Source organism: Kitasatospora sp. NPDC087271, assembly GCF_044744605.1.
Classification (GTDB): domain Bacteria; phylum Actinomycetota; class Actinomycetes; order Streptomycetales; family Streptomycetaceae; genus Kitasatospora.
Map to the genome: position 1 here is coordinate 124,290 of NZ_JBIUYQ010000020.1, position 24,558 is coordinate 148,847.

Sequence of the window (24,558 nt, forward strand, 5' to 3'; positions counted from 1 at the left end):
CGCCCTGCGGCGCGCCCACCCGGGGCCCGCGTCCCGGACGCCGTCTCACGATGCCTCCGCCCCGGCGTCCCAAGGTGCAGCTCCGGGCCGTGGGACGACCTCGGACCGTCTCAGAACCGCCGAAGACGCTCGAAGACCGGCGGAGAATCCCGCAGAGTGGGCCGCGCCTTGGCCGGCACGCCGGCAGGCTCCCGGCCCGGGCACGGTCACAGCACAGAGCAACGGGGGAGAAGCCACATGGACCGCCACCACGCCTCGTACACCACGTCTCCAGCCTCTGCCGACGAACTCGCCAGGGAGCTCCGGTCGCTGAAGTCCGAGTCGGGCCTGACGTACGCCCGGATCAGCGAACGCACCCACTACGCGAAGTCCTCCTGGGAGCGGTGGGTGAACGGCAAGCAGTTCCCGCCGCGCGACGCCGTGGAGAGCATCGCCTCCGTCTGCGCCGGCGACGCCGACCGGCTGCTCGACCTGTGGCGCCGGGCGGACGGCTGCCGCGCCGCGGGCGCACCGGTCGGCGCACCGCCGGACACCGCCGTGCCGCCGGCACCCGGGCCGACGGGGACCCACCGCTGTCGGACGGCCCTGCTGCGGCCGCTGATCGCCCTCGTGCTGGTGCTGGGGGCGGGCCTGGTGCTGGCCGTCACCGGCCGCCGGCCGTCCCGGCCGGACAGGACCTTGGGCTGACCACGACGACGCCCCCGCGGACGCAACGGATCCGCGGGGGCGTCGGGTGATCCGGGCCAGGGCCGGCGGGCACGGGGTCAGGCGACCAGCCGGCTCCAGGTGCGGGCGTCCACCACCCCGTCGGCGGGCAGTCCGGCCGAGGTCTGGAAGGCCGTCACCGCGGACCGGGTGCCGGGGCCGAACGCGCCGTCCACGCCCACCTGGATGCCGTGCGCGACCAACTGGTTCTGCACGGCCAGCACCGCGCCGCCCGAGGCGCCGTCGGCGAGGGGCGCGACCGCCTGGCTCCACGTCTGGTTGCCCGCGATGCCGTCCGCGGCGGCGTGCGTGAGGTTCTGGAAGGCCGTGACGGCGCTCTGCGTGGCGGGCCCGTACGCCCCGTCGACGGTCAGGCTCGCGCCGTGCTGCACCAGCAGGTACTGGAGGGTCCGCACCGTCTCGCCCGAGGCCCCGCTGGTGAGCACCGGCCACACGGGCCCGGTCGGGTCTCCTCCGATGCGGGCCGCGACGTCGCGGCGCAGCTGCGGGATCAGCGCGTACAGGCGGTCACCGGGGCACTCGGTGTTGTTGAAGTCCCGGTGCCCGTAGATCTGGTAGGCCCGCAGCCCGTACTGGCGGCAGATGTAGGTGATCAGGTCGACCAGCGCCGCGTACTGCTCGCCGCGCGGGTCGACGGTGGTGTAGGTGCCCTCGTTCTCGATGCCGATCGCCACCGTGTTCTGCGCCGTGCAGTGGGCGGACTCGACGTGCTGGGCGCCGCCGCGCAGCGTGGACAGGCTGTTGTGGCGGCCCTCCAGGACGTACGCGCCGCGGCTGATGGTGAAGTGCTGCCCGGTGTCGATCCAGCCCTCGCTGTCCATCTGGTACGTCTGCATCGACCGGGCCAGCGAGAACGCGGCCGCCTGCGAGTAGTCCGTCACGTTGGGGGTCGCGGTGTGGTGCACGATCACCTTGTCCGGCACCCCGGCCAGGACGTTGACGGGGATGCTGGAGGGCCGGGCGCCCCATGCGGCCGTGTCGGCGACCGTCGGCCCGTCGGCGGCTCGCGCCACCCCGGCGGGCAGGGCGGACGCGAGCAGGGCGCCGCCGCCGACCGCGAGGGCGCCGGTCAGGAAGGAGCGGCGACCGGGGCGGGGCGGGGTGAAGTCGGGGTACATGAACGGGGTCACCTGTTCCTTGGCTGGCTGGCTGGCTGGCTGGCTGGCGGGCGGGCGGGCTGGCGGGCGGGTCCGGGCGGGTCCGGGCGGGTCCGCGGGCGGTCCGCACCCGTCGGACCGGTCGGCCGCCACGCTAGGAGCGCGGAGGCCCGGTCCACCATGGCTTCGCCGTCCCTCCCCCGTCCCGGGACGCCGCAGCCCGGGGCGGGAGGCGCGAGGGTGCGTTCCTCGGGGCGCCTTCGCGCACCCGGCGCCGATCGCCTACCATCGCGGTCGGCCGCCTCGAGCGACGGGCGGGGCGACGGGCAAGGGCGATCCGAGAGGCGCGGAGCATGGGCGACGAGCGCGGCTACCTGCTGGACAACCGGCAGCGGGAGGCGGGCCGACGGTTCGAGGGCATCGCCGAGCTGTTCGACCCGTGGACGCTGGAGCACCTGGACCGGCTGGGCCCGGCCGACGGGCACCACTGCTGGGAGGTGGGTGCGGGCGGCCCGGGGATCCCGCTGGCGCTGGCCGAGCGGGTCGGGCCGACCGGCCGGGTCCTGGCCAGCGACCTCGACACCAGCTGGCTGACCGGACTGCCCGCCGACCGCGTCGAGGTCCGCCGGCACGACGTCACCCGCGACCCGCTGCCCGACGAGCTGTTCGACCTGGTGCACGTCCGCCTGGTGCTGGTGCACCTGCCCGACCGGGCCGAGGTGCTGCGACGGCTGGCGTCGGCGGTCCGGCCCGGGGGCTGGCTGGTGGTGGAGGACGCGGACCCGGCCCTGCAACCGCTCGCCTGCCCGGACGAGCACGGACCGGACCAGGAGCTGGCGAACCGGGTGCGCCGGGCGTTCCGGGCCCGGCTCGCCGAGCGCGGCGCCGACCTCGCCTTCGGCCGCACCCTGCCCCGGCTGCTCCGCGAGGCGGGCCTGACGGACGTCGCCGCCGAGGCGTACTTCCCCGTCACCTCCCCGGCCTGCCGGGAGTTGGAGGCGGCGACGGTCCGTCAGCTCCGCGACCAGCTGGTCGGCCCCGACCTCACCGCCGCCGACCTGGACCGGCACCTGGCCAACCTCCGCGACACCGAACTGGACGTGACCACCGCCCCGCTGATCACCTGCTGGGGCCGGCGCCGGTAGCCGACCACCGCGGGAACGCTCAGTCCCCGACCGGACGGGTCGTCGAGGCGACGGCGTAGCCGGTGAGCAGAGCGGTCACGATGTCGGTGAGGCGGGGTTTCAGAACTCGGAGCTGGGGGCGTCCGTGACGGGGCCGAGGTCGGGTCGGTCGCGGAGGTCGAGGGCCTCGCCGTGGCGGGTGAGTTCGAGGAGGACGAGGGTGTTGGTGCCCGGGAGCCAGAGCGGGGCGGGGGCGTAGAGGGTGCGCTGCGGTCCCTCGTCGGTGTAGCGGCCGAGGAGGAAGCCGTTGAGCCAGAGCAGGCCGCGGCCCCAGCCGGGGAGGGCGAGGAAGGCGTCGGCGGGGGTGTCGAGGTCGGTCTCGAAGCGGTGGAAGGCCGGGTCGCCGTCGGTGGCGGCGGTGGCCGGGTCGACGGCCAGGCCGCTCAGGTCGGTGAGGGGGAGCGGGCGGATCTCCCAGTCGTGGAGGCGCTGGCGTTCGTGCGAGACGCCGCGCCGGATGCCCTTGCGGTCGTCGAGTTGGGGGCCGTAGTTGGTGCGGCCGAGCGCCTCGACCAGGATGTCCAGGGTGGTGCCGGCCGGCGCGGTGGCCAGCGGGAGGGTGGCGCCGGGGTCGTTGCGGTCGAGGGTGCCGAGGGGGTTGCCGTCGGCGAAGACCTGGGCGCGGTCGCCGAGGCCGTCGACGCGCAGCGGCAGGGTGGGGCGGGGACCGGGGACACGGGTGCGGTAGTGGATGAGCCCGAGTGACTGGCCGAGGTTCTCCATGGGTTCCGGGACGGGCCGGTGGTGCGGGGTGGCGAGCGCGTCGAGGGAGTCGAACAGGCGGGCCCGGCCGGTCCTGCGGTCGATGCGGCGCGGGGCCAGGCGGGGCGGCTCGGCGGGGAGTTCGCCGTCGGGCAGGGGGAGGTACCGGCCGATGACGTCGCGCAGGGCGTGGAACTTGGGGGTGAGCTCGCCGGCCTCGCCGATCGGGGCGTCGTAGTCGTAGCTGGTGGTGGTGGGCTCGTAGCCCGGGGTGTCGGGGCTGGTACCGGTGTGGTTGGCGCCGGACCAGAGGCCGAAGTTGGTGCCGCCGTGGGCCATGTAGAGGTTGACGGAGGCTCCGGTGGCGAGGAGTGCGTCCAGGGAACGGGCGGTCTCCTCCGGGTCGCGGACGTGGTGGGGCCCGCCGACGCGGTCGAACCAGCCGATCCAGAACTCCATGGCGGCGAGCGGCCCCTTGGGCTGCCGGCGGCGCAGCACCTCGAAGCGCTCGGGGGCGCGGGAGCCGAAGGTCGCGGTGGCGAGCAGGCCGGGGATCGCGCCGCCCTGCTGCATGAAGTCCTCGGCGCCGTCGGCGGTGAACAGCAGGCAGTCCACGCCGCGCGCGAGGAGGCCGTCGCGCAGGTGGGCGAGGTAGCCGCCGTCGGTGCCGTAGCTGCCGTACTCGTTCTCGACCTGGACGGCCACGACGGGACCGCCGCGGCTCGCCAGCAGCGGCACCAGCTCGGGTACGAGGGCGTCGAACCAGCCGTCCACGGCGGCCAGGAAGGCGGGGTCGGCGCAGCGCAGGCGCAGGCCGTCGACGGCGAGCAGCCGGGCGGGCAGGCCACCGAACTCCCATTCGGCGCAGATGTAGGGGCCGGGCCGCAGGATGACGTCCAGTCCGTGCTGCTGGGCCAGCCGGACGAACCGGGCCACGTCCCGCCAGCCGGTGAAGTCGATCTCACCGGTGGGAAGTTCGTGGAAGTTCCAGGGGATGTAGGTGTCCACGGTGTTGACGCCGAGGGCGCGCAGGCGGCGCAGCCGGTCGTCCCAGAGCTCGGGGTGGACGCGGAAGTAGTGCAGGGCGCCGGCGACGATCCGGTGCGGGGCCCCGTTGCGGCGGAACCCGGAGTCGTCGTAGTCGAGTTCGATCGTTTCGATCATGGCGTGACCAGCTTTCGAGGGGGTGGCACGGGCTGCCAGGGTAGGGCAGGGCCGAACGGCGGGCGCCCGACGGCTACCGGCGCGGCGCGATGACCACGTGGGTGCGGTGGCGGTCGGCCACGGTGGCGAGGGTCTGCGCGCCGGGGGTGGCCCAGATCCGCTCGTTGAAGATCTCGACCTCGATCCAGCCGGTGTAGCCCGCGGCCGTGACCTGGTCGGTGAGGGAACGGAAGTCGATGTGGCCGTCGCCGACGTGGCCGCGCCCGAGCAGGACGTCGGCGGGCAGCGGCAGCGTCCAGTCGCACACCTGGTAGGCGGCGATGCGGCCGTCCCGGCCCGCCCGGTCGAGCTGTTCGGGCAGCGCCGGGTCCCACCAGACGTGGTAGCTGTCGACGACCACGCCGACCTGGGCGGCCGGGTGCGGCGCGGCGAGGTCGAGCGCCTGGCCGAGGGTGGAGACCACGGCGCGGTCGGCGCAGAACATCGGATGCAGCGGTTCGATGGCCAGCCGTACGCCGAACTGTCCTGCGTACGGGGCGAGTTCGGCGAGCAGGTCGGCGATCCGGGCGCGCGCGCCGGGCAGGTCGCGGCTGCCCTCGGGCAGGCCTCCGGCGACCAGCACCAGGGTGTCGGTGCCGAGTTCGGCGGCCTCCTCGACGGCCCGCCGGTTGTCGTCGAGCGCGGCGCGGCGGCCCTCCGCTCCGGCGGCGGTGAGGAAGCCGCCCCGGCAGAGGCTGCTGACGGTCAGGCCGCTGTCGCGGACCAGCCGGGCGGCGCGGGCCGTTCCGGTCTCGGCGACCTTGTCCCGCCACAGGCCGATCGCCGGGATGCCCGCCTGCGCGCAGCCCCGGACGGCCTCGGGCAGGGACCAGTGCTTGGTGGTGATCTGGTTGAGCGAGAGCCGTTCCAGTCCGGGGGCGGCGGTGCCCCGTTCGGCGGGGTGAGGTGCGGTCACGCCGACCACCCGGCCAGGGCGAGGTAGCGGCGCATCCGGTCGGCCGCGAGCTCGGGGTCGGGGAGCACCCCGGCGGCGTCGGCGAGCCGGAGCAGTTCGACGAGGTGCGGTACGGACCGGCCGCTCTGGGCGCCGGCCACCATGGTGAAGTGTTCCTGGTGGCCGGCCAGGTAGGCGAGGAAGACCACACCGGTCTTGTACTGGTAGGTCGGCGCGGCGAAGAGGTGCCGGGCCAGCGGAAGCGTCGGGCCGAGCAGCGCGTCGTAGCGGGCGGTGTCGCCGGCGTCGAGGGCGTGCAGGGCTGCCGCGGCGTGGCCGGCGATCGGGTCGAAGACGCCGAGCAGGGCGTCGCTGTGGCCGAGTTCGTCGCCCTTGATCAGTTCGGGGTAGTGGAAGTCGTCGCCGGTGTAGAGCCGCACCCCGGCGGGCAGGGCGCGGCGCAGCGCGATCTCCCGGTCGGCGTCCAGCAGCGACACCTTGATGCCGTCGATCCGCCCGGGGTGTTCGCGGATGAGGGTGAGGACGGTGTCGGTGGCCGCGTCGAGGTCGGCGGAGCCCCAGTAGCCGGCCAGTGCCGGGTCGAAGGCGGCGCCGAGCCAGTGCAGGATCACCGGCCGGGCGGACTGCCGGATCAGCCCGTCGTAGACGCGGAGGAAGTCCTCCGGGCCGCGGGCGCGGGAGTTGAGGGCCCGGCTGGCCATCAGGACGGGCTGCGCGCCGGCAGCCTCGACCACGGCGAGCTGTGCCTCGTAGGCGTCCGCCACCTCGCTCAGGGCAGCGGCCGTGATGTCGCTCAAGGAGCCTGCCGGGTCGGTGAGTTGGTCGGTGCCGACGCCGCAGGCGAGCCGGCCGCCGACGGCGCGGGCCGCCGCGCCGGAGCGGGTGATGAGTTCGCGGGTGGCGGCCCAGTCCAGGCCCATGCCGCGCTGGGCGGTGTCCATGGCGTCGGCGACGCCGAGGCCGAGCGACCAGAGGCGGTGGCGGAAGGCGAGGGTGGCGCCCCAGTCCAGGGCGGCCGGGGCGCCGGCGGCGTTGGGGCCGAGCGGGTCGGCGACGACGTGGGCGGCCGCGAAGGCCGTGCGGGAGGCGGGCGGGTGCGCGGGCAGGTCGAGCGGTGCGGGCTCGCGCAGCCGCAGCCGGCCGTGCCCGGGCAGGTCCAGTTCGGCCATCAGAGCACCAGCTCGGGGACGTCGAGGCGGCGGCCCTCGCGCGCCGAGCGCAGGCCGAGTTCGGCGAGTTGGACGCCCTTGGCGCCCTCCAGGAGGTCCCACGGGTAGGCGGAGCCGGTCGCCACGTGGCGCAGGAACAGCTCCCACTGCACCTTGAAGCCGTTGTCGTACTCCTCGTTCGCGGGCACCGGCTGCCACTGGGCGCGGAAGGGGTCGGTGGCCGGGAGGTCCGGGTTCCAGACCGGCCGGGGGGTGGTGGCCCGGTGCTGGACGCGGCACTCGCGCAGCCCGGCGACGGCGCTGCCCTCGGTGCCGTCGACCTGGAACTCGACCAGTTCGTCCCGGTCGACCCGCACCGCCCAGGAGGAGTTGATCTGCGCGACGACGCCGCCGGCCAGCTCGAAGACGCCGTACGCGGCGTCGTCGGCGGTGGCGGGGTAGGCCCGGCCCTGCTCGTCGACGCGGCGGGGGATGTGGGTGGCGGTGTGCGCGTACACCGTGCGGACGGGCCCGAAGAGGTTGTCCAGCACGTAGCGCCAGTGCGGGAACATGTCGAGGATCACGCCGCCGCCGTCCTCGGCGCGGTAGTTCCAGGACGGGCGCTGGGCGCTCTGCCAGTCGCCCTCGAAGACCCAGTAGCCGAACTCGCCTCGCACGGACAGGATCCGGCCGAAGAACCCGCCGTCGACCAGCCGCTTGAGCTTGCGCAGCCCGGGCAGGAACAGCTTGTCCTGGACGACGCCGTTGCGGACGCCGGCCGCCCGGGCGAGGCGGGCCAGCTCCAGGGCGGCGCCGAGGGATTCGGCGGTCGGCTTCTCGGTGTAGACGTGCTTGCCGGCGCCGATCGCGGCGCGCAGGGCGGCCTCCCGGGCGGGGGTCACCTGGGCGTCGAAGTACACCTCGGTGAGCGGGTGGGCGAGGGCCTCGTCGAGCGAGGTGGTCCAGTGCTCCAGGCCGTGGCGTTCGGCCAGGGCGCGCAGCTTGGCCTCGTTGCGGCCGAGCAGGATGGGTTCGGGCCAGAGCACCCGGCCGTCGTCGAGGTCGAGGCCGCCCTGCTCGCGGATGGCGAGGATCGAGCGGACGAGGTGCTGGCGGTGGCCCATGCGGCCGGTGACGCCGTTCAGGACGACGCCGATCACCTTGCGGTCCACGGGTGTTCTCCTTGCAGCTGGTAACGGGGGGCGCGGTCAGGCCGTGCGGTGGATGCCTTCGGGGTGGACGGCGTGGGCGAACGGCAGGCCCCGTGCGTAGCGGGCGAGTTCGTCGGCCGCGGCGGCGGCCATCCGGTGCAGCTCGCCGCCGAGCGAGCCGGCCACGTGCGGGGTGAGCAGGACGTTCGGCAGTTCGTACAGCGGTGAGTCGGCGGGCAGGACCTCGGGGACGGTGACGTCGAGGACGGCGTCCAGGCGGCCGGCGACGAGTTCGTCGGTGAGCGCCTGCTGGTCGACCAGCGAGCCGCGGGAGGTGTTGACCAGGGTGGCGCCGTCGCGCATCAGGGCGAGCCGGCGGCGGTCCACCAGGTGACGGGTCTCCGGCAGTTCGGGGGCGTGCACGGTGACCACGTCGGAGGAGGCGCACAGGTCGTCCAGGCCGACGGCCCGGGCGCCGAGCGCGGCGGCCTCGGCGGCCTCCACGTACGGGTCGTACAGCAGCAGGTCGAGGTCGTGCGGGCCGAGCAGTTCGAGCACCCGGCGCCCGATCCGGGAGGCGCCGACGATGCCCACTGTGCGCCGGTAGTTCCCGGCGGCGGCGTAGGCGCCCTGCCAGTCGTGCGGGGCGCGCCGGTGCCGGTAGTCCTCGCGGATCGCCAGCAGCCGCTTGTTGGCGAGCAGCACGGCGGCGACGGTGTACTCGGCGACGGGCAGTGCGTTGGCCCAGGCCGCCGAGGTCACCAGGAGGCCGCGCCGCCAACAGGCCTCGGTGACATGGTGCTTGACCGAGCCGGCGGCGTGGATGACGGCGCGCAGCCGGGGCGCGGCGGCCAGCACGGCCTCGTCCAGCGGCGGGCAGCCCCAGCCGCTGATGATGACCTCGGTGCGGGCCAGCGCGGCGGCGGCCTCGGGGGCGGCGAAGTCGTCCACGACCAGGTCGGGGTCGAGGTCGGCGAGGTCGGTGAGCCGCTGGACGGCGTGCCGGTCGAGCAGCCGGGCGGGCAGGGCGCGGTCCATCGCGAGCAGGGCGCGGGGCCGGCGGGCCGGGGCGGCGGGGGAGCGGATGTCGGCTGTGGTGGTGGTCATTTGACGCTTCCTGCGGTCAGGCCGGCCCGCCAGTGGCGTTGCAGGCCGACGAAGGCCGCCACCAGCGGGAGGACGGCGAGCAGCGAGCCGCTGACGACGAGGGGGTAGTACTCGGGGAAGGCGTGGGTCTGGGCGTTCCAGCTGAACAGGCCGAGGCTGACCGGGAAGAGCCGGTTGTCCGAGAGCATCACCAGGGGGAGGAAGAAGTTGTTCCAGATCGCGGTGAACTGGAAGAGGAACACCGTGACGAAGCCGGGCGTCATCATCCGCAGGCCGATCGACCAGAAGGTGCGCAGTTCACCCGCGCCGTCCATCCGGGCCGCCTCCAGCACCTCCCCGGGGACGTAGCCCGCGCAGAACACCCGGGCGAGGTAGACGCCGAAGGGGTTGACCAGGGAGGGCACGAACACCGCCCAGAAGGTGTTGACCACGCCGAGGTCCGAGGCGAGCAGGTACATCGGCAGGGCCAGCGTGGTGGTGGGCACCAGCACGCCGAGCAGCACCAGGCCGAACAGCTTCTCCTTGCCGGGGAAGGCGTGGACGTGGAACGCGTACCCGGCGCAGACGCAGACCAGGGCGCAGGCCAGGGCGCCGAGCCCGGCGTACAGCAGGGAGTTGAGGTACCAGCGGAAGTAGATGCCGTCCCCGGTGGTGGCCAGCGCGTGCAGGTTGTCGCCGAGGTGCCAGGTGGCGGGGGAGAGGGCGCGCCCGCCGAGCAGGTCTCCGGTGTTCTTGGCGGCGGCGGTCACCAGCCACAGCAGCGGCAGCAGGGTGTAGGCGGTGGCGAGGACGAGGGCGCCGTTGACGGCGGCCTTGGAGAGCGTCCACGGCCGGCGGGGCGGGTGGCTGCGGGCGGCGGAGCGCTGCCGGGGGCGGCGTCCGGGGGCGAGCGTGGTCATCCGGTGGCCTCCGTCCGCCGGTCCGGGCGCGGGCGGGTGGCCCGGGTGACGAGGAAGGACAGCGCGGCGGCGGCGAGCGCGAGCAGCACCGAGGCGGCGGCGGCCAGGCCGTAGTCGCCCCGGTCGAAGGCGGCGGTGTAGGCGTACATGCTGGGCGTCCAGGTGGAGACGACGCCGGGGGAGGCGCCGTGCAGGATCATCGGTTCGGTGAAGAGCTGGAGCGAGCCGATCAGGGTGAACAGGCCGACCAGCACGATCGAGGCGCGGATGAGCGGGATCTTGACGCTGACGGCGGTCCGCAGCGGTCCGGCGCCGTCGACGACGGCCGCTTCGAGGACTTCGCGCGGGACGGCCTGGAGCGCGGCGTAGAAGATGACCATGTTGTAGCCGGTCCACTCCCAGAGCGCGATGTTGACCACGGCGGGCAGTGGCGCGCCGAACGGGTCGGGGTGGGCGCCGCCGGCGTTCAGCACGTCGATGACCGGGCTGATGCCGGGCGTGTACAGGTAGACCCAGATCAGCGCGGCGATGATGCCGGGCACCGCGTGCGGCAGGAACAGTGCCAGCTGGAAGAAGCGGCGGGCGCGGGCCAGCGCCGAGTCCAGCAGCAGCGCGAGGAGCAGCGCCAGCCCCGTCATCAGCGGGATGTAGAGCAGGCAGTACTGCGCGGTGGTCCAGAAGCCCGAGCGGAACGCCTGGTCGCCGAGCGCCCGGGCGTAGTTGCCGAGGCCGGTGAAGACCGTCTCGCCGCCGCCGAAGCCGAGCCCGGACCGGTGCTCGGTGTACAGGCTGAGGTGGACGGCGTAGCCGATCGGGACGAGCGTGCAGGCCGTGAACAGGAGCACGAACGGGGCGAGCAGGACGGCCGGGGCCCCGTACCGCCCGCGCCGGCGGGCGCGGGCGGCGACGGCGGGCCCGGGCCCGGTGCGGGGCGGGTGGGCGGTCACTGCTTGACCTTGAGGCCGCGGTTCTTCAGCTCGGCCTGGGTGGACTGCTGCGCGGCGTCGAGGGCCGCCTGCACGGTGCCGCCCTGGGTGAGCTTGCCGAACGCGTCCTTGAGCGCGTTGTTGGTCGCGTTCATCGTCGGGCCCCACTGCCAGTTCGGCTTGATCGACTTCGCGGCGTCCGTGTAGAGCGCGTACACGTCCTGGCCGCCGTAGAAGTCGGCCTTGAAGGCCTCCTCGGCCACCGGGACGAGGGCGGGCGCGGCCGGGAAGGCTGAGGAGGTGCCGGAGGCGATCCGGGCCTTGATGCCCTCCGGCGTGGTGGTCGCCCAGGTGGCGAACTCGACGGCGGCCCCGGCCTTCCTGCTGTCCTTGGAGACGGCGAAGGTGGTGCCGCCGACCATGCCGCTGGCCGGGGTGCCGTCCCAGCTGGGCACCGGGGCGACGGCCCACGTGCCGGCCGCGTCGGGCAGGGTGCCCTTCAGCACCCCGCCGCCCCAGGAGGCGCCGAGGTAGCCGGCGGTCTCGCCCTTCTGCAGCGAGGCCGTCCACGGCTGGCTGAACGAGGGCTGGACGCGGACCAGGTCCTCGGCGATCAGCTGCTGCCAGTAGTCCGCGGTCGGTTTGGTCCCGGCGCCGTTGAGGTCGACGCTCCAGGCGTCGTCGCGGCCGGTGAACCAGTGGGCGCCGGCCTGCCAGGCCATCGCCTCGAAGGTGGCCGGGTCGTCGGGGAAGAAGGTGGCGATCCGGGTGTCCGGCTGGGCCTGCTTCAGTTTCTGCGCGGCGGTGCGGAATTCGTCCCAGGTCTTCGGCGGGGTGAGGCCGGCCCGGTCGAAGAGGTCCTTGCGGTAGTAGAAGGCCTGCGGCGAGGCGTCCAGAGGCAGCGCCCAGGTGCGGCCGCCGAGGGTGGTCAGGTCCATGGTCTGCGGCAGGTACTTCGCCCTGAGCTCGCCTGGGACGAGCTTGGAGATGTCCTGGACGGCGCCCTGGCTGACGAAGTCCGGCAGTTGGGCGTACTCGACGTTGAACACGTCGGGGGCGTTGCCGGCCTTCACCGCGTTGGAGATCTTGGCGTACCCGCCGGCCGTGCCGGAGGGTATCTCCTCGTAGACCACGTTGACGTCGGGGTGGGAGGCGTTGAAGGCCGCGACGACCTCCTTCGTCCCCTTGGACCAGGCCCAGAAGGTCAGCGTGACCGGCTTGCCGTCGTCGGCCTTCGGGGCCCCGCCGCCGCTGCCGGCGCAGGCGGCGAGGAGGACGGTGGACAGCAGGCCGCCGGCGGCCGCGCGGAGGAGTCTGCGCCGGGGGTGGGGGAGGGGGAGCGGGAGTGAGGGCATGCACGACTCCGGGAGAGGGGGGCGCGGCCGGGGGGTCAGGGGGGCTGCCGGTGGCCGCGACCGGGCGGGCAAGTGGTCGCCATCCTGGGCGGGCGATCGATCGAAGTCAAGAGATCTGGATCAAATGATCCGTTGCGATCAAAAGCCTTGACGAACGATCAACCGCTTTCTAGATTCCCCGCACGGGGCGCGACTCCCGAGCCCCGGGCCATGGAGGACACCGCCGTGCTGCTGCCCCCGGAAGACCACGCCCTCAGCCCCCGCACCGGCTGGACCAGAGCCCACTGGGAGGCCGCCGCCGACGGGCTGCTCGACGCCGTCCTCCCCTGGGCCGGCCCCGGACACGCGCTGATCGACCTCCCCGGCCCCCGGCCGAGCTGGTCCGGCCGCCGCTCCGACGCCCTCGAAGGCTTCGCCCGCACCTTCCTCCTCGCCGCCCTGCGGATCGCCGGCGCCGGCGGCGCCGACCCCCACGGCCTGCTCGACCGCTACGCCGCCGGACTCGACGCCGGCACCCGCCACCCCACCACCGCACGCGACCTCACCGACGACGACCCGGCGTCCTGGCCCGTCGTCACCGACCGCGGCCAGGCCATGGTCGAGGCCGCCGCCATCGCGTTCGCCCTGCGGCTGACCCGCCCCTGGCTCTGGGACCGCCTCCCCGCCGACGTCCGGACCAGAACTGCCCGGTGGCTCGCCGAGACCCTCCACCGCACGCCCAACGACAACAACTGGTGGCTCTTCCCGCTCGCCGTCGGCGGCTTCCTCGCCGAGGCCGGCATCGAGGAGCACGCCGCCCGCGCCGCCGTCCGGCGCGGACTGGACCGCGTCGACCGCTTCTACCTCGGCGACGGCTGGTACACCGACGGCCGCCCCCGCGCCTTCGACCACTACAACGGCTGGGCCCTGCACCTCTACCCCGTGCTGCACGCCCACCTCGCCGACGACCGCGCCCTGCTCGCCGAGTACGGCCCCCGGCTCGCCGCCCACCTCGCCGACCACGCCCACCTGTTCGGCGGCGACGGCGCGCCGGTGCACCAGGGCCGCTCGCTGATCTACCGGTTCGCCGCCGCCGCCCCGCTCTGGGCCGGCACGCTCACCGGCCACACCCCGCTCACCCCCGGCACCACCCGCCGACTCGCCTCCGGCGCCCTGCGCCACTTCCTCGACCGCGGCGCCACCGGCCCCGACGGCCTGCTCACCCTCGGCTGGTACGGCCCCCACCCCCCGCTCGTCCAGCCCTACTCCGGCCCCTCCTCGCCCTACTGGGCGGCCTCCGGCTTCCTCGGCCTGCTGCTGCCCGCCGGCCACCCCGCCTGGATCGACCGCGAGGAGCCCGCGCCCGCCGAACGCCGCGACACCGTCCGCGCGCTGCCCGGCCCCGGCTGGCTGGTCCAGTCCACCGCGGCCGACGGCCTGGTCCGCCTCCACAACCACGGCAGCGACGACCAGCCCGCCGACCGAGTCCACCCCGACGACCCGCACTACGCGCGGCTCGCCCACTCCACCGCCACCGGCCCCGTCCACACCGGTCCGGCCGACAACCACCTCGCCCTGCTGGTCGACGGCGAACCCACCGAACGCGGCCCGATCACCCCGCTCGCCACCGGCGACGGCTGGGCGGCCTCCACCCACCGCCCCCGGGCCGCCGGACACCCCCTGCCCGGCGTCACCGTCACCTCGCTGACCCTCGCCCACGGCGCCGACGAGGTCCGCGCCCACCTGGTCGTCGGCGCCCCGCCCGGCACCCCGCTGCGCGAGGGCGGCTGGGCCGTCGCCGGAGACCACCTGCCACCCGCCCGGCCCGGCACCGCCACCGCCGCTGCCACCGCCACCGCCGCTGCCACCGCCACCGTCCGCACGCTGGACGGCCGTCTGCTGACCAGCGAACTGCGCGCCCTGCACGGTTACACCGCCGCCCGCACCAGCCCCGTCCCGGACGGCACGGCCTTCGGGGCGGCCGCCGCCCTGCCGGTCCTGACGGGCGCCACCGGCGGGGCCGTCCACCTGCTGGTGTGCGCAGCCCGCCTCACCGCCGCCGCAGGCGAGCTCCCGCCGCTCGGTGGCCCGACGGCGGACGTGGCGGCCGCTCCCGACGAGGCCTACCGGCTGCGGGTGCGGTGGGCCGACGGCGCCGTCCACGAGGCGGAGCTGTCGCCGGGAGCGGCCTTCGCCCGCCGACTTCCGCCCGGCGACCGAACCTGAGGAGCACCCGTGCCGCTCGCCCTGTCCACCCTCGGCCTGCCCGATCTGCCGCTCGCCGCCGCCGCGCGCCTCGCCGCCGACCACGGCTGGCACGGGCTGGAACTGCGCTGCGCCCCGGGCCAGCCGGTCCACCCCGGCCTGACCGCCGACGAGCGGCGCGCCGCGGTGCGCGCACTGGCGTCCACCGGGACGGTTCCGCTCGCGCTGGCCTCCTACCTCGGCATCGCCGCCCCGGGCGCGGACGCCCCGCTGCTCGCCGACCTCGGCGGACACCTGGAACTCGCCGCAGACCTGGGCTGCCCGGCCGTCCGGGTCTTCCCGCGCGGCGGCGCCGCGCCCGGACCGGCGGCGGCCGACGAACGGGCTGATGAGCGCGCCGCCCGGCGGCTGGCCGCCGTCGCCGGCCGCGCGGCCGCGCTCGGCGTCCGGGTCCTGGTCGAGACGCACGACTCGCACCCGACCGGCCGCGACCTCGCCCGGCTGCTCGCCCCCGTCGACCACCCGGCCGTCGGCGCCCTGTGGGACCTCCAGCACACCGTCCTCGGCGGGGAGCCGCCGCAGGCCACCCACCGGGCGCTGGCCGGCCGGCTGGGCCACGTCCAGGTCAAGGACGTCGCCTCGGCCGCCGACCGCACGCCGCTGCCGCTCGGCGCCGGCACCCTGCCGATCGCCGCCTGCCTCGCCCTGCTGCCGGCCGACGCCTGGGTCTGCTGGGAGTACGAGGCGCCGTGGTACCCCGAGGCCGCCCCGCTGGCTCCGCTGCTCGGCGCGGCCGCCGCCTGGCTGGCGGGACTGCGGCGGTAGCGCTCCCCGGCCCGGCCCATGGGCGGACCGCCCTGCGAAGGTGGCAGCTGGACGGCCCCCGGCCGGGGGCTGGGGGTTCAGCCGCCGCAGGAGGTGCGGATGCGCAGGGCCGGGAGCAGGGAGATCCGGTGCACCGGCAGGTCGGGCCCGGCGGTGAGGCGGCGCAGCAGGAGGCCGACGGCGGTCTCGCCGACCGCGCGGGTCGGCGGGGCGACGGCGGTCAGCGGCGGGGCCGCCAGGGCGGCGAACACGTCGTCGTAGGCGATCAGTGCGAGGTCGTCGGGCACCGCGAGGCCGCGGGCGCGGAGCAGCGGGAGCAGCTGGATCGCGTCCTGGTCGTTGTGGATGAGGGCGGCGCGGACGCCGTCGGACACGGCGTCGGCGATCAGCCCGGCGAGCCGGTCGGAGTCGGCGGGGCGGCCGTCGTCACCGAGGGTGTCCAGGACGGGCAGGGCGGCCAGTCCGAGCAGCCGGGTGCCGTGCTGGTAGCCGGCCCGGACCTCCCGGGCCGTCCAGGAGTCGCCGCGGGCCGCGAGCAGGACCCGGTCGTGGCCGAGGTCGGCGAAGTGGCGCAGCGCGAGGAGGACGCCCTGCCGGTGGTCCGAGCCGACGGAGTCCAGGCCGGCGCCGGGGCCCCCGTACTCGGGGGCGCCGCGTTCGACCAGGACGGCGGGCACCGGCAGGTCGTCCAGCCAGTCGTGGGCCTGCGCGGGCCGGCCCGGCAGGAGGTTGGGCGCGAGCAGCAGCCCGTCCAGGCCGGACTCCAGCAGCCGTTCGGCCTGCGTGCGGTCGTCGCGGGCCTCGTACGGGGCGATGCCGAGGACCAGCCGGGCGCCCGCCGCCGTCGCGGCGGCCCGGGCTCCGTTGATCAGCTCGTCGAAGTACGACCCGACGGAGGGCACGAGCAGCCCGAGGGTGCGGGTCCCGCCCTCGCCGTCGGTCGGCTTCTCCGGTGTGCGCCGTACGACGAATCCGTGTGAGCGCCCCACCCGGCCGGCCTCGGCCAGCGCGGCGACGTCCCGCCGCACGGTCACCGCCGGAATGGCGAGCCGCGCCGCCAGGTCGGCGAGCCGCAGGGGCCCGCTCGCCTCGCCGACGGCCTTGAGGATCAGGTCCCGACGTTCCTCGGCCGAGATGGTCATCGCCTGTCCCCCGTACTGCTCCGAACCGCCGCTGGTTGATCGGACCATATCTTTCGATCGACTTCCGATCAAGTATGACCGTGATGCCGCACCTCGGAGAACCTCACCGCCGGGCTCACCGACCCCGGCAGCGACACCTTCGAGGGCGCCTCCTCCGTCCAACTCACCGAGGCCGAGCAGGTGGTGCGCTCGCTGTCCTCCGCCAAGGAGCGCAGCGTCGACGCCGCCTTCGGGTTCGCCCTGTCCAACGAGGTGGACGTCGACGTCTGGATGATCACCGCCCCGCTCGGCTTCGGCATCGCCAAGGCCATCGCCAAGGGCGGCGTCTCCGCCGGCGTGCGCGGCAACCTGGAGTTCTCCAACAGCTGGGCGGAGGAGACCTCCGTCTCCCAGGGCGAGAACACCGCCCGCACCACCAAGGTCTCCCTCACCGGCCACTGGGAGGACCCGGGCCGCCTGCTCAACCCCGCCACCGGCCGCCGCTACGTCCCGGCCAACACCGGCTTCGCCGTCGTGCAGTCCCAGACCGCCGACGTCTTCGCTGGCGGGTGCTGCACCGGGTCACCTTCGTCAGCCGGGTGCTGCCCGCAGTCCTGCCGGCCGGGGTGCCGCCGCTGGAGAAGGCCATGCGCCAGCTCGACGTGGAGAGCAACTACGAGCTCATCCGCCGCCTCGACCCGTACGTGAAGGGCGCCGCCACCGGCCTGCCCGAACTCGCCGAGGCCACCCGCTGGAGCAGCAGGGCGGCCTGGAGCCTGCTGGTCACGCCGAGTTCGGTGTTGATCCGGAGACCAGTGGTTGGCACCCGCACCCGCAGGGGCCCGGCGCGGCGTCAGTAGTTCGCGGACTCCTCCAGGACCCACCAGACCCACAGACTGAACGGGGTGCCGAGCCCGCCCACGACGACCGCGATCCACAGCGGCCAGTAGCCGCCGTCGGTGACGGGATCCCGCTGCGGGTGGACGGGATCGATCCGCACGTCGACCCGGTGCCCGTCGGGCCACTGCACGTCCGTGCCCTCGGCGGCGCGGTACTCGTGCCCGTCCGCCGTCCAGAGGAAGGTGCACTCGGTACTGGTGTCACCGCTGTTGTGGCAGCCGGTGACGGTGGCGGACACCCGCAGCGTGGCGTGCAGGTCGCGGTCGTGCTCGTGGAACCAGCCGCTGAGGGAGAAGGCGAAGCAGCCGGCGAAGGTGCAGAGCATCAGGGCGAGCATGGCGCTGTGGAACAGGGCGGCGACGGAGCCGGTGCGCGGGCTCTCGCCCAGGGCCGGCCGCACCGGTGAGGCCAGCGCCGCGAGTGCCGCCGCACCGGCCGCGCCGATCCAGCCGGCGTACCAGGGCGTGGATCCCCACGGCGTGCAGGCCGTCGTCACCGCGCCGGCCAGCGTGGTGGCCCAGGCCGCCTGTTGGATCAGACGCGTGGCGGCGCGCGCCCGGCGGCGCAGCCCGCCGGAGGGGGCAGGAGGAGGGGCGGGGGGTCGCTCGTCCGCGATGGTGGTCACCCGGCCACGCTGGCAGAGGGCCGGGCCGGGCACCAGCAAGCGGCGCTCACCCCCGGCGTTCAGCAGCGCTTACGGTGTCGCGACGGGCGGGCCGGCGGGTGTGTTCGGCTCGCTGGGGTCGACCAGGTGGCCGTTCACGCGCGGCTCACTCTCGGTCAGGCCCTGGGCCGCCAGCCGCTCGCTCGCCGCCAGCAGCGCGCTCTGCAGCGCCTCGGCCGCCGCCCGCACCGCCGGCGGCGCCCCCCACGGTCCGGTGCGGCGCAGCAGGCGCACCAGGTAGGCGCCCGGCACCGGCAGCGCGGTGACGGTGCCGGCGCCCGGTCCGATCAGGGCGGCGGCGTTCGCGGGCAGGATCGCCGCGCCCAGACGGGCGGCGAGCATGGTGTAGACGGCGAAGCGGTAGTGGGCGGTGTGCTCGACCAGGGGCACGATGTCGTGCCGGGCTGCCAGGCGTCGGAAGGCCAGCTGCCGGGGTGAGCCGGTCGGGGCGGCGATCCAGGGGCGGCCGGTCAGCTGGGCGGGGTCGGTGAGCGGGGGCCAGTCGGAGGGGACGACCAGGCGGTAGGCGTCCTCGAACATGACGCTCGCCTCGACGCCGGGCGGCAGCGGGGTGGGTTCCTGCCGGTCGTCCTCGATGACCAGGACGTCCAGTTCGCCCAGGCGCAGCGCGCGCAGGCCCTCCTGCCGTCCGGTCTCCACCAGGCGGGGGGCCAGGTCGGGGTGGGTGCGGGCGAGCAGGTGGACGGCGGTGGTGGCGAAGAACGTGATGGCGGGTGGCGGCACGCCGATGGCGACCGGGCCGGCGGCGGCGGCGCCGAGTGCGCGCAGGTCGCGGGCTGCGTCCTGGAGGGCCTGGCCGATCCGGTCGCCGTAGCCCGCCAACAGGCGGCCGGCGGCGGTCAGTTCGGCCCGTCCACCGGTGCGGTCCACCAGGGGGACGCCGACCTCGCGTTCCAGCCGGCCCAGTTGCTGGGACACCGCGGAGGGGGTGTGGCCCAGCGCGCGCGAGGCACCCGCCACGCTGCCGGCGTCGGCGATCTGGCGCAGGATCAGCAGCCTCTTCGGGTCGAGTTCCACCACTGTGCCGCCCTTTCGCCGCGCCCGGGGTCGAGGACGCCCATCCTGGCAGAGGCCGGACGCGGCGGCCCGGGCCGGGCGGCGGGCCTGCCGGTCGGTTCGAGGGCGAAGCCGTTCGCCGGGCACATCTCCTCGTCCTTCCCGAGGGGCAGGCGGGCGCGCCGCTGCCCGTCGGTCGGCCGCTTCCGGCGCGAGGGGCGGAACTCCAGCGGGTCCTCCCACGCGCCGCGTGCGCAGACGGTCACCGGCGTACCACCGGAACCATCCGATCGAAGCCGGGTGCCGGCTCGCGGCCGACGAATCGTCGGGAAAGCGCTGCTGCGGCCGCCATGCGAGGTCCGCGCCTGGCGGAGAGTAGCCTGGACATCACCGAAGGCACCTCGCATGCCGGGCAAGACAACTGGCGTCGTCTCCGGTGAACGGCGATGCCGGATCCGGCCCGAGGCCGGGTCCGGGGACAGGTCTTCGATCATGACCACGACCCTCGACCGCGCGATGACGCCCACCGCCCCGGAACCCGCGGCACGACTCTCCCGGGTGCCCGAGGGCACCCGGCCCGGTCGGTTGGACGGCGCCTGGTGGCCCCGCTCGCGTGACCTTCTCCTCGAACTCCCCTCCCTCGCCGCCGCGTTGGACGGTCCGTGGGGGCGGGTCACCCGGGCCACCGTGAACCCCGCGCAGTGGCCGACCGTCCCGCACCGGGCCCCGGTCGCCGGGCACACCGTCCACGTGGGCTGGTTCACCGTCGAGCAGGACGAGCACCTGATCGTGGTCTGCTCGTACGCCCCGCTGCGGCTGAACCTGCTGGTCGTGCCGCCGGAGACGGACGCCGTCACCGCCGAGCGGCTGATGGCCCGGGCGGCCGACCCCGCCGACAGCCGGACCGCGAGCGAACTGCTCGCCTCGGAGCCGGGCCGCGGCGCGGACGGACCGGAACCCGGTACCGACGTCCTGCCCTCGGCACTCGTGCCCGCCACCGGCGCGGGCGAGGCCGGCCGGCGGGCGGACGTCGCCCGAAGCCGCGCCGCCTCCTGGCCCGCTGGCGCGTAGCGGTCCGGGTGCGGACACCTGGACAGTCCTCAGACGTGGAACGGGACGGTGGTGACGACGATCTTCGGCAGTGGGCGGAGCGCCCTGCGCAGGCGGGGGGCGAGTCGGTTGTGCAGGAGGCGGTGGCGCCGGTGCCGTACGACGATCTCCGGGAGGACGACGGTCAGGGTGAGGTCCGGGCGCTGGTCGTGCAGGGCCTCGATGTAGTTGACCAGGGGCGCGACGATCGTGCGGTAGGGGGAGAGGAGGATCTTCAGGGGCACGTGGTCGCCCCACAGGTTCCAGTACGCGCGGAAGCGCCGGGCCTCCTCCTCGCTGGCGCTGATGTGCAGGGCGAGGACGGGCTGGCGGAGCGAGGCGGCGTAGGCGAGGGCGCGCATGCCGGCCAGGTCCAGTGCGGCGATCGGCACGATCAGCAGGGGGTGGATCTCCTCGGGAGTCTCCTCGCTCTCCGCCTCGCGCTCACACTCCGCTTCCGCCTCTGCGGAGGGCGCGGGTGCGCCGTCCCGTGGGCGCGGCCGGGTGAGGGCGCGGCCGGGGACCTCGACGGCGTGCGGGTGCAGGGCGAGCGCCGCGGCGACCTGCTCGTAGTGGTGCCGGATCCTGGTGGCCACCAGGATGAACAGGCCCACCACGAGCGCGGCGAACCAGGCGCCCGAGGTGAACTTGGTGATCGCGGCGGTGACGAGCACGATCGCCGAGAGCAGCGCGCCGACGGCGTTGAAGATCAGGCTCTTGCGCCAGTGGCGGTCGCGCAGGCGCCACCAGTGCACGACCATGCCGGTCTGCGACAGCGTGAAGGCGAGGAAGACGCCGACCGCGTACAGCGGGATCAGCGGCGCCGTCATGCCGTCGAACGCCGCGTAGATCGCGGCCGCGGCGACCGAGAGCACGACGATGCCGTTGCTGAAGGCCAGCCGGTCGCCCAGCCGTAGGAAGATCCGCGGCGCCTGGTTGTCGCGTGCCAGGAGGTAGAGGACGCGGGGGAAGTCGTTGTAGGCGGTGTTGGCCGCCAGGAGCAGGATCGCGGCCGTGGCGGCCTGGGTGAAGACGTAGCCGAAGCCCGGGCCGAAGGCGCGGTGGGCGAGCTGCGACAGCACCGTCTCCTGGGCGTCGGGGACGACGCCGTCGAGGTGGACCAGCGCGACCGTGCCGGCGAAGAGCACGATCAGCAGGCCGACCATCCAGGTCAGGGTGGTACGGGCGTTGCGCCACTCGGTGGGCTGGAAGGCCGGGACGGCGTTGGAGATCGCCTCGATGCCGGTCATCGCCGTCGAACCGGAGGCGAAGGCGCGCAGGACCAGGAGCACGCCGACCCCCTCGGTCGCGGTCGACTGGGGAGCCGCGGTGGGCTGGAAGCCGTGGCCGGCCGCGTCGTACAGGCCGAAGGCGATGAGGGCGAGGACGGCGAGGACGAAGGCGTAGGTCGGTGCGGCGAACAGGACGCCCGCCTGCCGTACGCCGCGTAGGTTCCCGGCGAGCAGCACGCCGATCACGGCGAGGCCGATCGGCACGGCGTCGCCCCGCAGCGAGGGGACCGCCGAGGTGACGGCCTCCATGCCGGAGGCGATCGAGACCGCGACCGTGAGGATGTAGTCGGTCATCAGACCGGCGGCCGCCGCCAGCCCGGGGAGGCGGCCGAGGTTCGCGGTGGCGACGATGTACGAGCCGCCGCCGTGCGGGTAGGCGCGGATCGTCTGACGGTAGGACACCCCGACCGCCAGCATCAGGAACGCGATCGTCGCGGCGATGGGCACCGAGTAGCGCAGACCGGCGGTGCCGGCCAGGACCAGGACGGCCAGCATCGCCTCGGGCCCGTAGGCGACGGACGAGAGCGCGTCGGCGGAGAGCACCGGCAGCGCCACCAGCTTGCGCATCCGCTCGTGCGCGATTGCGGTACTGCGCAGCGGGGCCCCGAGCAGCACGTGCCTGACCCCGGCGCTCGCCCGGCCGAGTCGGGAGGTCCGGGTGTCCTCGCCGCCCGCCTCGACGGGCGGCGGCTGCCCGCCGACCGTGGCCACCCGCACGAAGCGGCCGAAGCGCACCGGCCGGATCTCGGAGGAGGCCGGAAAGCGGCCGAGCTCCGGGTCCACCGGCAGTGCCCGGCGCCACGCCTGCGGATCCCCGGCCGCCCGGCCCCATTCCCGGCCCACCCGGCGCAGTACCCCGACCTGCTCCCGGTCGAGGGCCGGCAGCGGGGCGTCGGGACTGGGCGCACCGCCCGCCCCCGCGCCACCGCCGTCATTCTTCGCATTCGACACAGCACACAGTGTTACGCATCGTGGCTCCCGGTGACGCGGGGCCGACCCCGGGTCGTCGAGCGGGGCCGCCCCTTGCCGCGCAGGCGTCCGCCGGCGCCCGTTCGCGCCCGTTCGGCCCCGATGCGGTCGGAGTACCGTGGGAGGGCGGGGCGGCCCAGTTGCTGGAACCGAGGGGCCGGCCCCGTTCGGCGGGCCCGATCCGCGCCCGCGGAGAGGTGGCGAGCCATGTCGGACGATGCCGGTGCCCCGCACCCCGGGCTTCTGCCGGATCGCTTCCGGCAGGCGGTGAAACCGGGGACGGTCCTGCTGCGCCTGGAGACCACGCGGTCCCGCGAGGGCGCACTCGATGGCGCCTGGTGGCCGCGGTCACGGAACATTGGCGCCGAACTGCCCGGCCTGGTCGGCGCGTTGACCGAGCACCTCGGCCCCGTGGTGAGCGTGGGCCTGGACGCGGACGCCTGGGACGAGGTGCCGGCCCGGATCGTCGTCGACGGCCGGTCGGTGCGCATCGACCGGTATCCGGTCGGCGACGACACGGTGATCGTCACGCGGGGCGACCGCGATCACTTCAGTCTGCTCGTGGTTCCGCCGCGGGCGGGCCGGGAAGCGGCCCTGGCCTCGATGGCCCGCGCGGTCCGGGCCGGCGGTACCGACTCGGCGCGGCAGATCCTCCTGGCCACCGGCATCGGCTCCGAGCCCACGACCGAACCGCACTGACCGGACAGCACAGACCTGACAGCACAGACCTGACAGCACCGAGGAGCGGCCCCGGGCCGGAGGAGGTCAGGATGCGGCACTACCGATGGGTCCTGGAGACCCAGGACGACGACGGCCACTGGGCCCGGCAGGGCGGCGCGCCCATGCCGAACCCCCTGGAGTACGACGGGCCGCCCCAGCAGGCCGCCAACCACGTCCGGGAGGTGTTCGTGCGCACGCTCTCCCGACCGGCCCCGGGGCCCCGGGCGGTCAGGGTCCGGGTCTGGGGCGGGTCCGACGCCGTCGGCGAGCCCGAGGCCGAGACCGAGTGGTCACGCGAGTGACGTGCCCGGTCCCGGCCTGCGGGCGGTGTCCGTGGGGTCGGATCAGGAGCATCCCGAGCTGATCTCGCGGAAGTTGGCGTAGTGGTCGTCGCTGTACCAGACGTGGTCGGTGGCGGGGTCGCGGACCAGGCGTTCGGCGTCGCGGTGCTGGCCGGGCTGGCGCGGGTTGACGTCGTACTCGCGGTAGTGGCCGTCCTGGGGGAGGTCGCCGCTGCGGTTTCCGTAGACGTTGCTGCCGCGGATCACGAAGGGGGAGCCGGCCACCGGGTAGTCCCGGGGGGCGTTCGCGGTCGGCCACCGCAGGTCGTGCCAGATGTGGCACGCCTCCTCGACCTGGGGCGGGAACTGGTCGACGGGCAGCGGAGGTTCGAGGATGCCGCGGACGATCCGCGGCGCGGGGTGGGCCGCGGCGGCGGCGCCGGCCGGGGCGGCGGAGGGAACGGTGACGGCCGTCAGGAACAGTGCGGCGGCGGCCACCCGGAGCAGGCTTCGGTGTGCGGTCACGCAGCGGCCAACGACGCCCGGGCGTCACGGATGCGGGAGGTCACCCGTCCGGACCAGCCCCGGCACCGGACGCCGGTGGCCGCCGGCCGGGCCGTAGGGTGGGCGGGTGGATGATCTCTGGGGGCGCCTGCGGGTGCGGGTGGTGCCGCTGCTGGCGGCCGGGGCGACGGTGGCGGCTGGGCTGGGCGCGCGGGCCGTGCTCGGCGGGGACGTCGCGAAGTACGCCGGGGACGCGCTCTACACGGTGCTGGTGTACGCGCTGGTGGTGCTGGTCGCGCCCCGTGTTCGGCCGGGGCGGGCGGCGGTGGTGGCGGCGGGGCTGAGCTGGGCGGTGGAGCTGTTCCAGATCACCGGGGTGCCCGACGAGTTGGGGCGGCGCAGCGGGCTGGCCCGGCTGGTGCTGGGGTCGACGTTCAATCCGCCGGACCTGTTCTGGTACCTGGTCGGTGCCGCGTTCGCCGCGCTGGCGCACCGGGTGCTGCGGACCGCGAAGGCCGCACGGACCGCGAGGACCGCAAGGGCTGCGAGGACGGCCGCAGCACCCGGTGCCGCCTGAC

The 24,558-nt window shown here is 75.1% G+C and carries 24 protein-coding genes; 10 read left to right on the forward strand and 14 right to left on the reverse strand.

Going from position 1 to position 24,558, the window contains the following annotated elements:
• Nucleotides 1-237: 237 nt before the first annotated feature.
• Nucleotides 238-687 (forward strand): helix-turn-helix domain-containing protein, encoded by a 450-nt coding sequence (locus ACIO9K_RS28455; RefSeq protein ID WP_400334277.1) that lies wholly within the window; start codon nucleotides 238-240, stop codon nucleotides 685-687.
• Nucleotides 688-764: 77 nt separating this feature from the next.
• Here the strand turns inward: ACIO9K_RS28455 and ACIO9K_RS28460 are convergent, their stop codons facing one another.
• Nucleotides 765-1,856, reverse strand: a complete 1,092-nt coding sequence (locus ACIO9K_RS28460; protein ID WP_400334280.1) for an N-acetylmuramoyl-L-alanine amidase — start codon at nucleotides 1,854-1,856, stop codon at nucleotides 765-767.
• 320 nt (nucleotides 1,857-2,176) lie between these two features.
• On the opposite strand from ACIO9K_RS28460, the gene ACIO9K_RS28465 reads away from it, so the two are divergent.
• The gene (locus ACIO9K_RS28465; RefSeq protein WP_400334283.1) at nucleotides 2,177-2,968 is read left to right on the forward strand and encodes a methyltransferase domain-containing protein; all 792 of its coding nucleotides are present in this window, start codon (nucleotides 2,177-2,179) and stop codon (nucleotides 2,966-2,968) included.
• A gap of 99 nt (nucleotides 2,969-3,067) precedes the next feature.
• Here ACIO9K_RS28465 and ACIO9K_RS28470 read toward each other — a convergent pair whose 3' ends face one another.
• The 8 genes from ACIO9K_RS28470 to ACIO9K_RS28505 all read right to left on the reverse strand — a co-directional run bounded on the left by ACIO9K_RS28470 (nucleotide 3,068) and on the right by ACIO9K_RS28505 (nucleotide 12,414).
• Nucleotides 3,068-4,873 carry a beta-galactosidase gene (locus ACIO9K_RS28470; RefSeq protein ID WP_400334286.1) on the reverse strand — a complete coding sequence of 602 codons (1,806 nt, stop codon included), beginning with the start codon at nucleotides 4,871-4,873 and terminating at the stop codon, nucleotides 3,068-3,070.
• Between the two features lie 73 nt (nucleotides 4,874-4,946).
• Nucleotides 4,947-5,828: a sugar phosphate isomerase/epimerase family protein gene (locus tag ACIO9K_RS28475; RefSeq protein WP_400334289.1), complete on the reverse strand. Its 882-nt coding sequence runs from the start codon at nucleotides 5,826-5,828 to the stop codon at nucleotides 4,947-4,949.
• Nucleotides 5,825-6,997 carry a dihydrodipicolinate synthase family protein gene (locus ACIO9K_RS28480; protein WP_400334292.1) on the reverse strand — a complete coding sequence of 391 codons (1,173 nt, stop codon included), beginning with the start codon at nucleotides 6,995-6,997 and terminating at the stop codon, nucleotides 5,825-5,827. Before ACIO9K_RS28480 ends, ACIO9K_RS28475 begins: the two co-directional genes overlap by 4 nt.
• The gene (locus tag ACIO9K_RS28485; RefSeq protein WP_400334340.1) at nucleotides 6,997-8,100 is read right to left on the reverse strand and encodes a Gfo/Idh/MocA family protein; all 1,104 of its coding nucleotides are present in this window, start codon (nucleotides 8,098-8,100) and stop codon (nucleotides 6,997-6,999) included. The genes ACIO9K_RS28480 and ACIO9K_RS28485 overlap by 1 nt, the downstream gene beginning before the upstream one ends.
• 84 nt (nucleotides 8,101-8,184) lie before the next feature.
• Nucleotides 8,185-9,234: a hydroxyacid dehydrogenase gene (locus ACIO9K_RS28490; RefSeq protein WP_400334295.1), complete on the reverse strand. Its 1,050-nt coding sequence runs from the start codon at nucleotides 9,232-9,234 to the stop codon at nucleotides 8,185-8,187.
• Nucleotides 9,231-10,133, reverse strand: a complete 903-nt coding sequence (locus ACIO9K_RS28495; protein WP_363586471.1) for a carbohydrate ABC transporter permease — start codon at nucleotides 10,131-10,133, stop codon at nucleotides 9,231-9,233. Before ACIO9K_RS28495 ends, ACIO9K_RS28490 begins: the two co-directional genes overlap by 4 nt.
• A complete protein-coding gene (locus ACIO9K_RS28500) occupies nucleotides 10,130-11,080 on the reverse strand; it encodes a carbohydrate ABC transporter permease (RefSeq protein WP_400334298.1) in 951 nt (316 codons plus the stop codon). Before ACIO9K_RS28500 ends, ACIO9K_RS28495 begins: the two co-directional genes overlap by 4 nt.
• The gene (locus tag ACIO9K_RS28505) at nucleotides 11,077-12,414 is read right to left on the reverse strand and encodes a sugar ABC transporter substrate-binding protein (RefSeq protein WP_363617368.1); all 1,338 of its coding nucleotides are present in this window, start codon (nucleotides 12,412-12,414) and stop codon (nucleotides 11,077-11,079) included. Before ACIO9K_RS28505 ends, ACIO9K_RS28500 begins: the two co-directional genes overlap by 4 nt.
• A 210-nt stretch (nucleotides 12,415-12,624) precedes the next feature.
• Here ACIO9K_RS28505 and ACIO9K_RS28510 point away from each other — a divergent pair, with 210 nt between their 5' ends.
• Nucleotides 12,625-14,619, forward strand: coding sequence for a DUF2264 domain-containing protein (locus tag ACIO9K_RS28510; protein WP_400334301.1), 1,995 nt, complete (start codon nucleotides 12,625-12,627; stop codon nucleotides 14,617-14,619).
• Between the two features lie 9 nt (nucleotides 14,620-14,628).
• A complete protein-coding gene (locus ACIO9K_RS28515) occupies nucleotides 14,629-15,423 on the forward strand; it encodes a TIM barrel protein (protein WP_363617364.1) in 795 nt (264 codons plus the stop codon).
• A gap of 77 nt (nucleotides 15,424-15,500) precedes the next feature.
• On the opposite strand, the gene ACIO9K_RS28520 is transcribed toward ACIO9K_RS28515, so the two are convergent.
• Entirely contained in the window at nucleotides 15,501-16,565 is a 1,065-nt protein-coding gene (locus ACIO9K_RS28520; protein ID WP_363617362.1) for a substrate-binding domain-containing protein, read from the reverse strand.
• Nucleotides 16,566-16,745: 180 nt separating this feature from the next.
• Here ACIO9K_RS28520 and ACIO9K_RS28525 point away from each other — a divergent pair, with 180 nt between their 5' ends.
• Both ACIO9K_RS28525 and ACIO9K_RS28530 read left to right on the forward strand, forming a co-directional pair.
• Nucleotides 16,746-17,252: a hypothetical protein gene (locus tag ACIO9K_RS28525; protein WP_400334305.1), complete on the forward strand. Its 507-nt coding sequence runs from the start codon at nucleotides 16,746-16,748 to the stop codon at nucleotides 17,250-17,252.
• Nucleotides 17,192-17,404, forward strand: a complete 213-nt coding sequence (locus tag ACIO9K_RS28530; protein ID WP_400334308.1) for a hypothetical protein — start codon at nucleotides 17,192-17,194, stop codon at nucleotides 17,402-17,404. The genes ACIO9K_RS28525 and ACIO9K_RS28530 overlap by 61 nt, the downstream gene beginning before the upstream one ends.
• Here the strand turns inward: ACIO9K_RS28530 and ACIO9K_RS28535 are convergent.
• Both ACIO9K_RS28535 and ACIO9K_RS28540 read right to left on the reverse strand, forming a co-directional pair.
• Nucleotides 17,398-18,069, reverse strand: coding sequence for a DUF3592 domain-containing protein (locus ACIO9K_RS28535; protein ID WP_363617356.1), 672 nt, complete (start codon nucleotides 18,067-18,069; stop codon nucleotides 17,398-17,400). The two genes, ACIO9K_RS28530 and ACIO9K_RS28535, sit on opposite strands and share 7 nt — an antisense overlap.
• Nucleotides 18,070-18,138: 69 nt before the next feature.
• Entirely contained in the window at nucleotides 18,139-19,146 is a 1,008-nt protein-coding gene (locus tag ACIO9K_RS28540) for a LysR family transcriptional regulator (RefSeq protein ID WP_363617354.1), read from the reverse strand.
• Nucleotides 19,147-19,617: 471 nt separating this feature from the next.
• Between ACIO9K_RS28540 and ACIO9K_RS28545 the strand changes: the two genes are divergently transcribed.
• On the forward strand, nucleotides 19,618-20,196 hold the full coding sequence (locus tag ACIO9K_RS28545) for a DUF5994 family protein (RefSeq protein ID WP_363617352.1): 579 nt from the start codon (nucleotides 19,618-19,620) through the stop codon (nucleotides 20,194-20,196).
• A gap of 29 nt (nucleotides 20,197-20,225) precedes the next feature.
• On the opposite strand, the gene ACIO9K_RS28550 is transcribed toward ACIO9K_RS28545, so the two are convergent.
• Complete coding sequence (locus ACIO9K_RS28550) at nucleotides 20,226-22,457, reverse strand: APC family permease (protein WP_400334312.1); 2,232 nt, start codon at nucleotides 22,455-22,457, stop codon at nucleotides 20,226-20,228.
• Nucleotides 22,458-22,682: 225 nt separating this feature from the next.
• On the opposite strand from ACIO9K_RS28550, the gene ACIO9K_RS28555 reads away from it, so the two are divergent.
• On the forward strand, nucleotides 22,683-23,174 hold the full coding sequence (locus ACIO9K_RS28555) for a DUF5994 family protein (protein ID WP_363617350.1): 492 nt from the start codon (nucleotides 22,683-22,685) through the stop codon (nucleotides 23,172-23,174).
• Nucleotides 23,175-23,245: 71 nt separating this feature from the next.
• Nucleotides 23,246-23,497: a hypothetical protein gene (locus tag ACIO9K_RS28560; RefSeq protein WP_400334315.1), complete on the forward strand. Its 252-nt coding sequence runs from the start codon at nucleotides 23,246-23,248 to the stop codon at nucleotides 23,495-23,497.
• A gap of 42 nt (nucleotides 23,498-23,539) precedes the next feature.
• Here ACIO9K_RS28560 and ACIO9K_RS28565 read toward each other — a convergent pair whose 3' ends face one another.
• On the reverse strand, nucleotides 23,540-23,974 hold the full coding sequence (locus tag ACIO9K_RS28565; RefSeq protein WP_400334318.1) for a ribonuclease domain-containing protein: 435 nt from the start codon (nucleotides 23,972-23,974) through the stop codon (nucleotides 23,540-23,542).
• 133 nt (nucleotides 23,975-24,107) lie between these two features.
• On the opposite strand from ACIO9K_RS28565, the gene ACIO9K_RS28570 reads away from it, so the two are divergent.
• Entirely contained in the window at nucleotides 24,108-24,557 is a 450-nt protein-coding gene (locus ACIO9K_RS28570) for a DUF2809 domain-containing protein (RefSeq protein ID WP_400334321.1), read from the forward strand.
• Nucleotide 24,558: the final 1 nt, after the last annotated feature.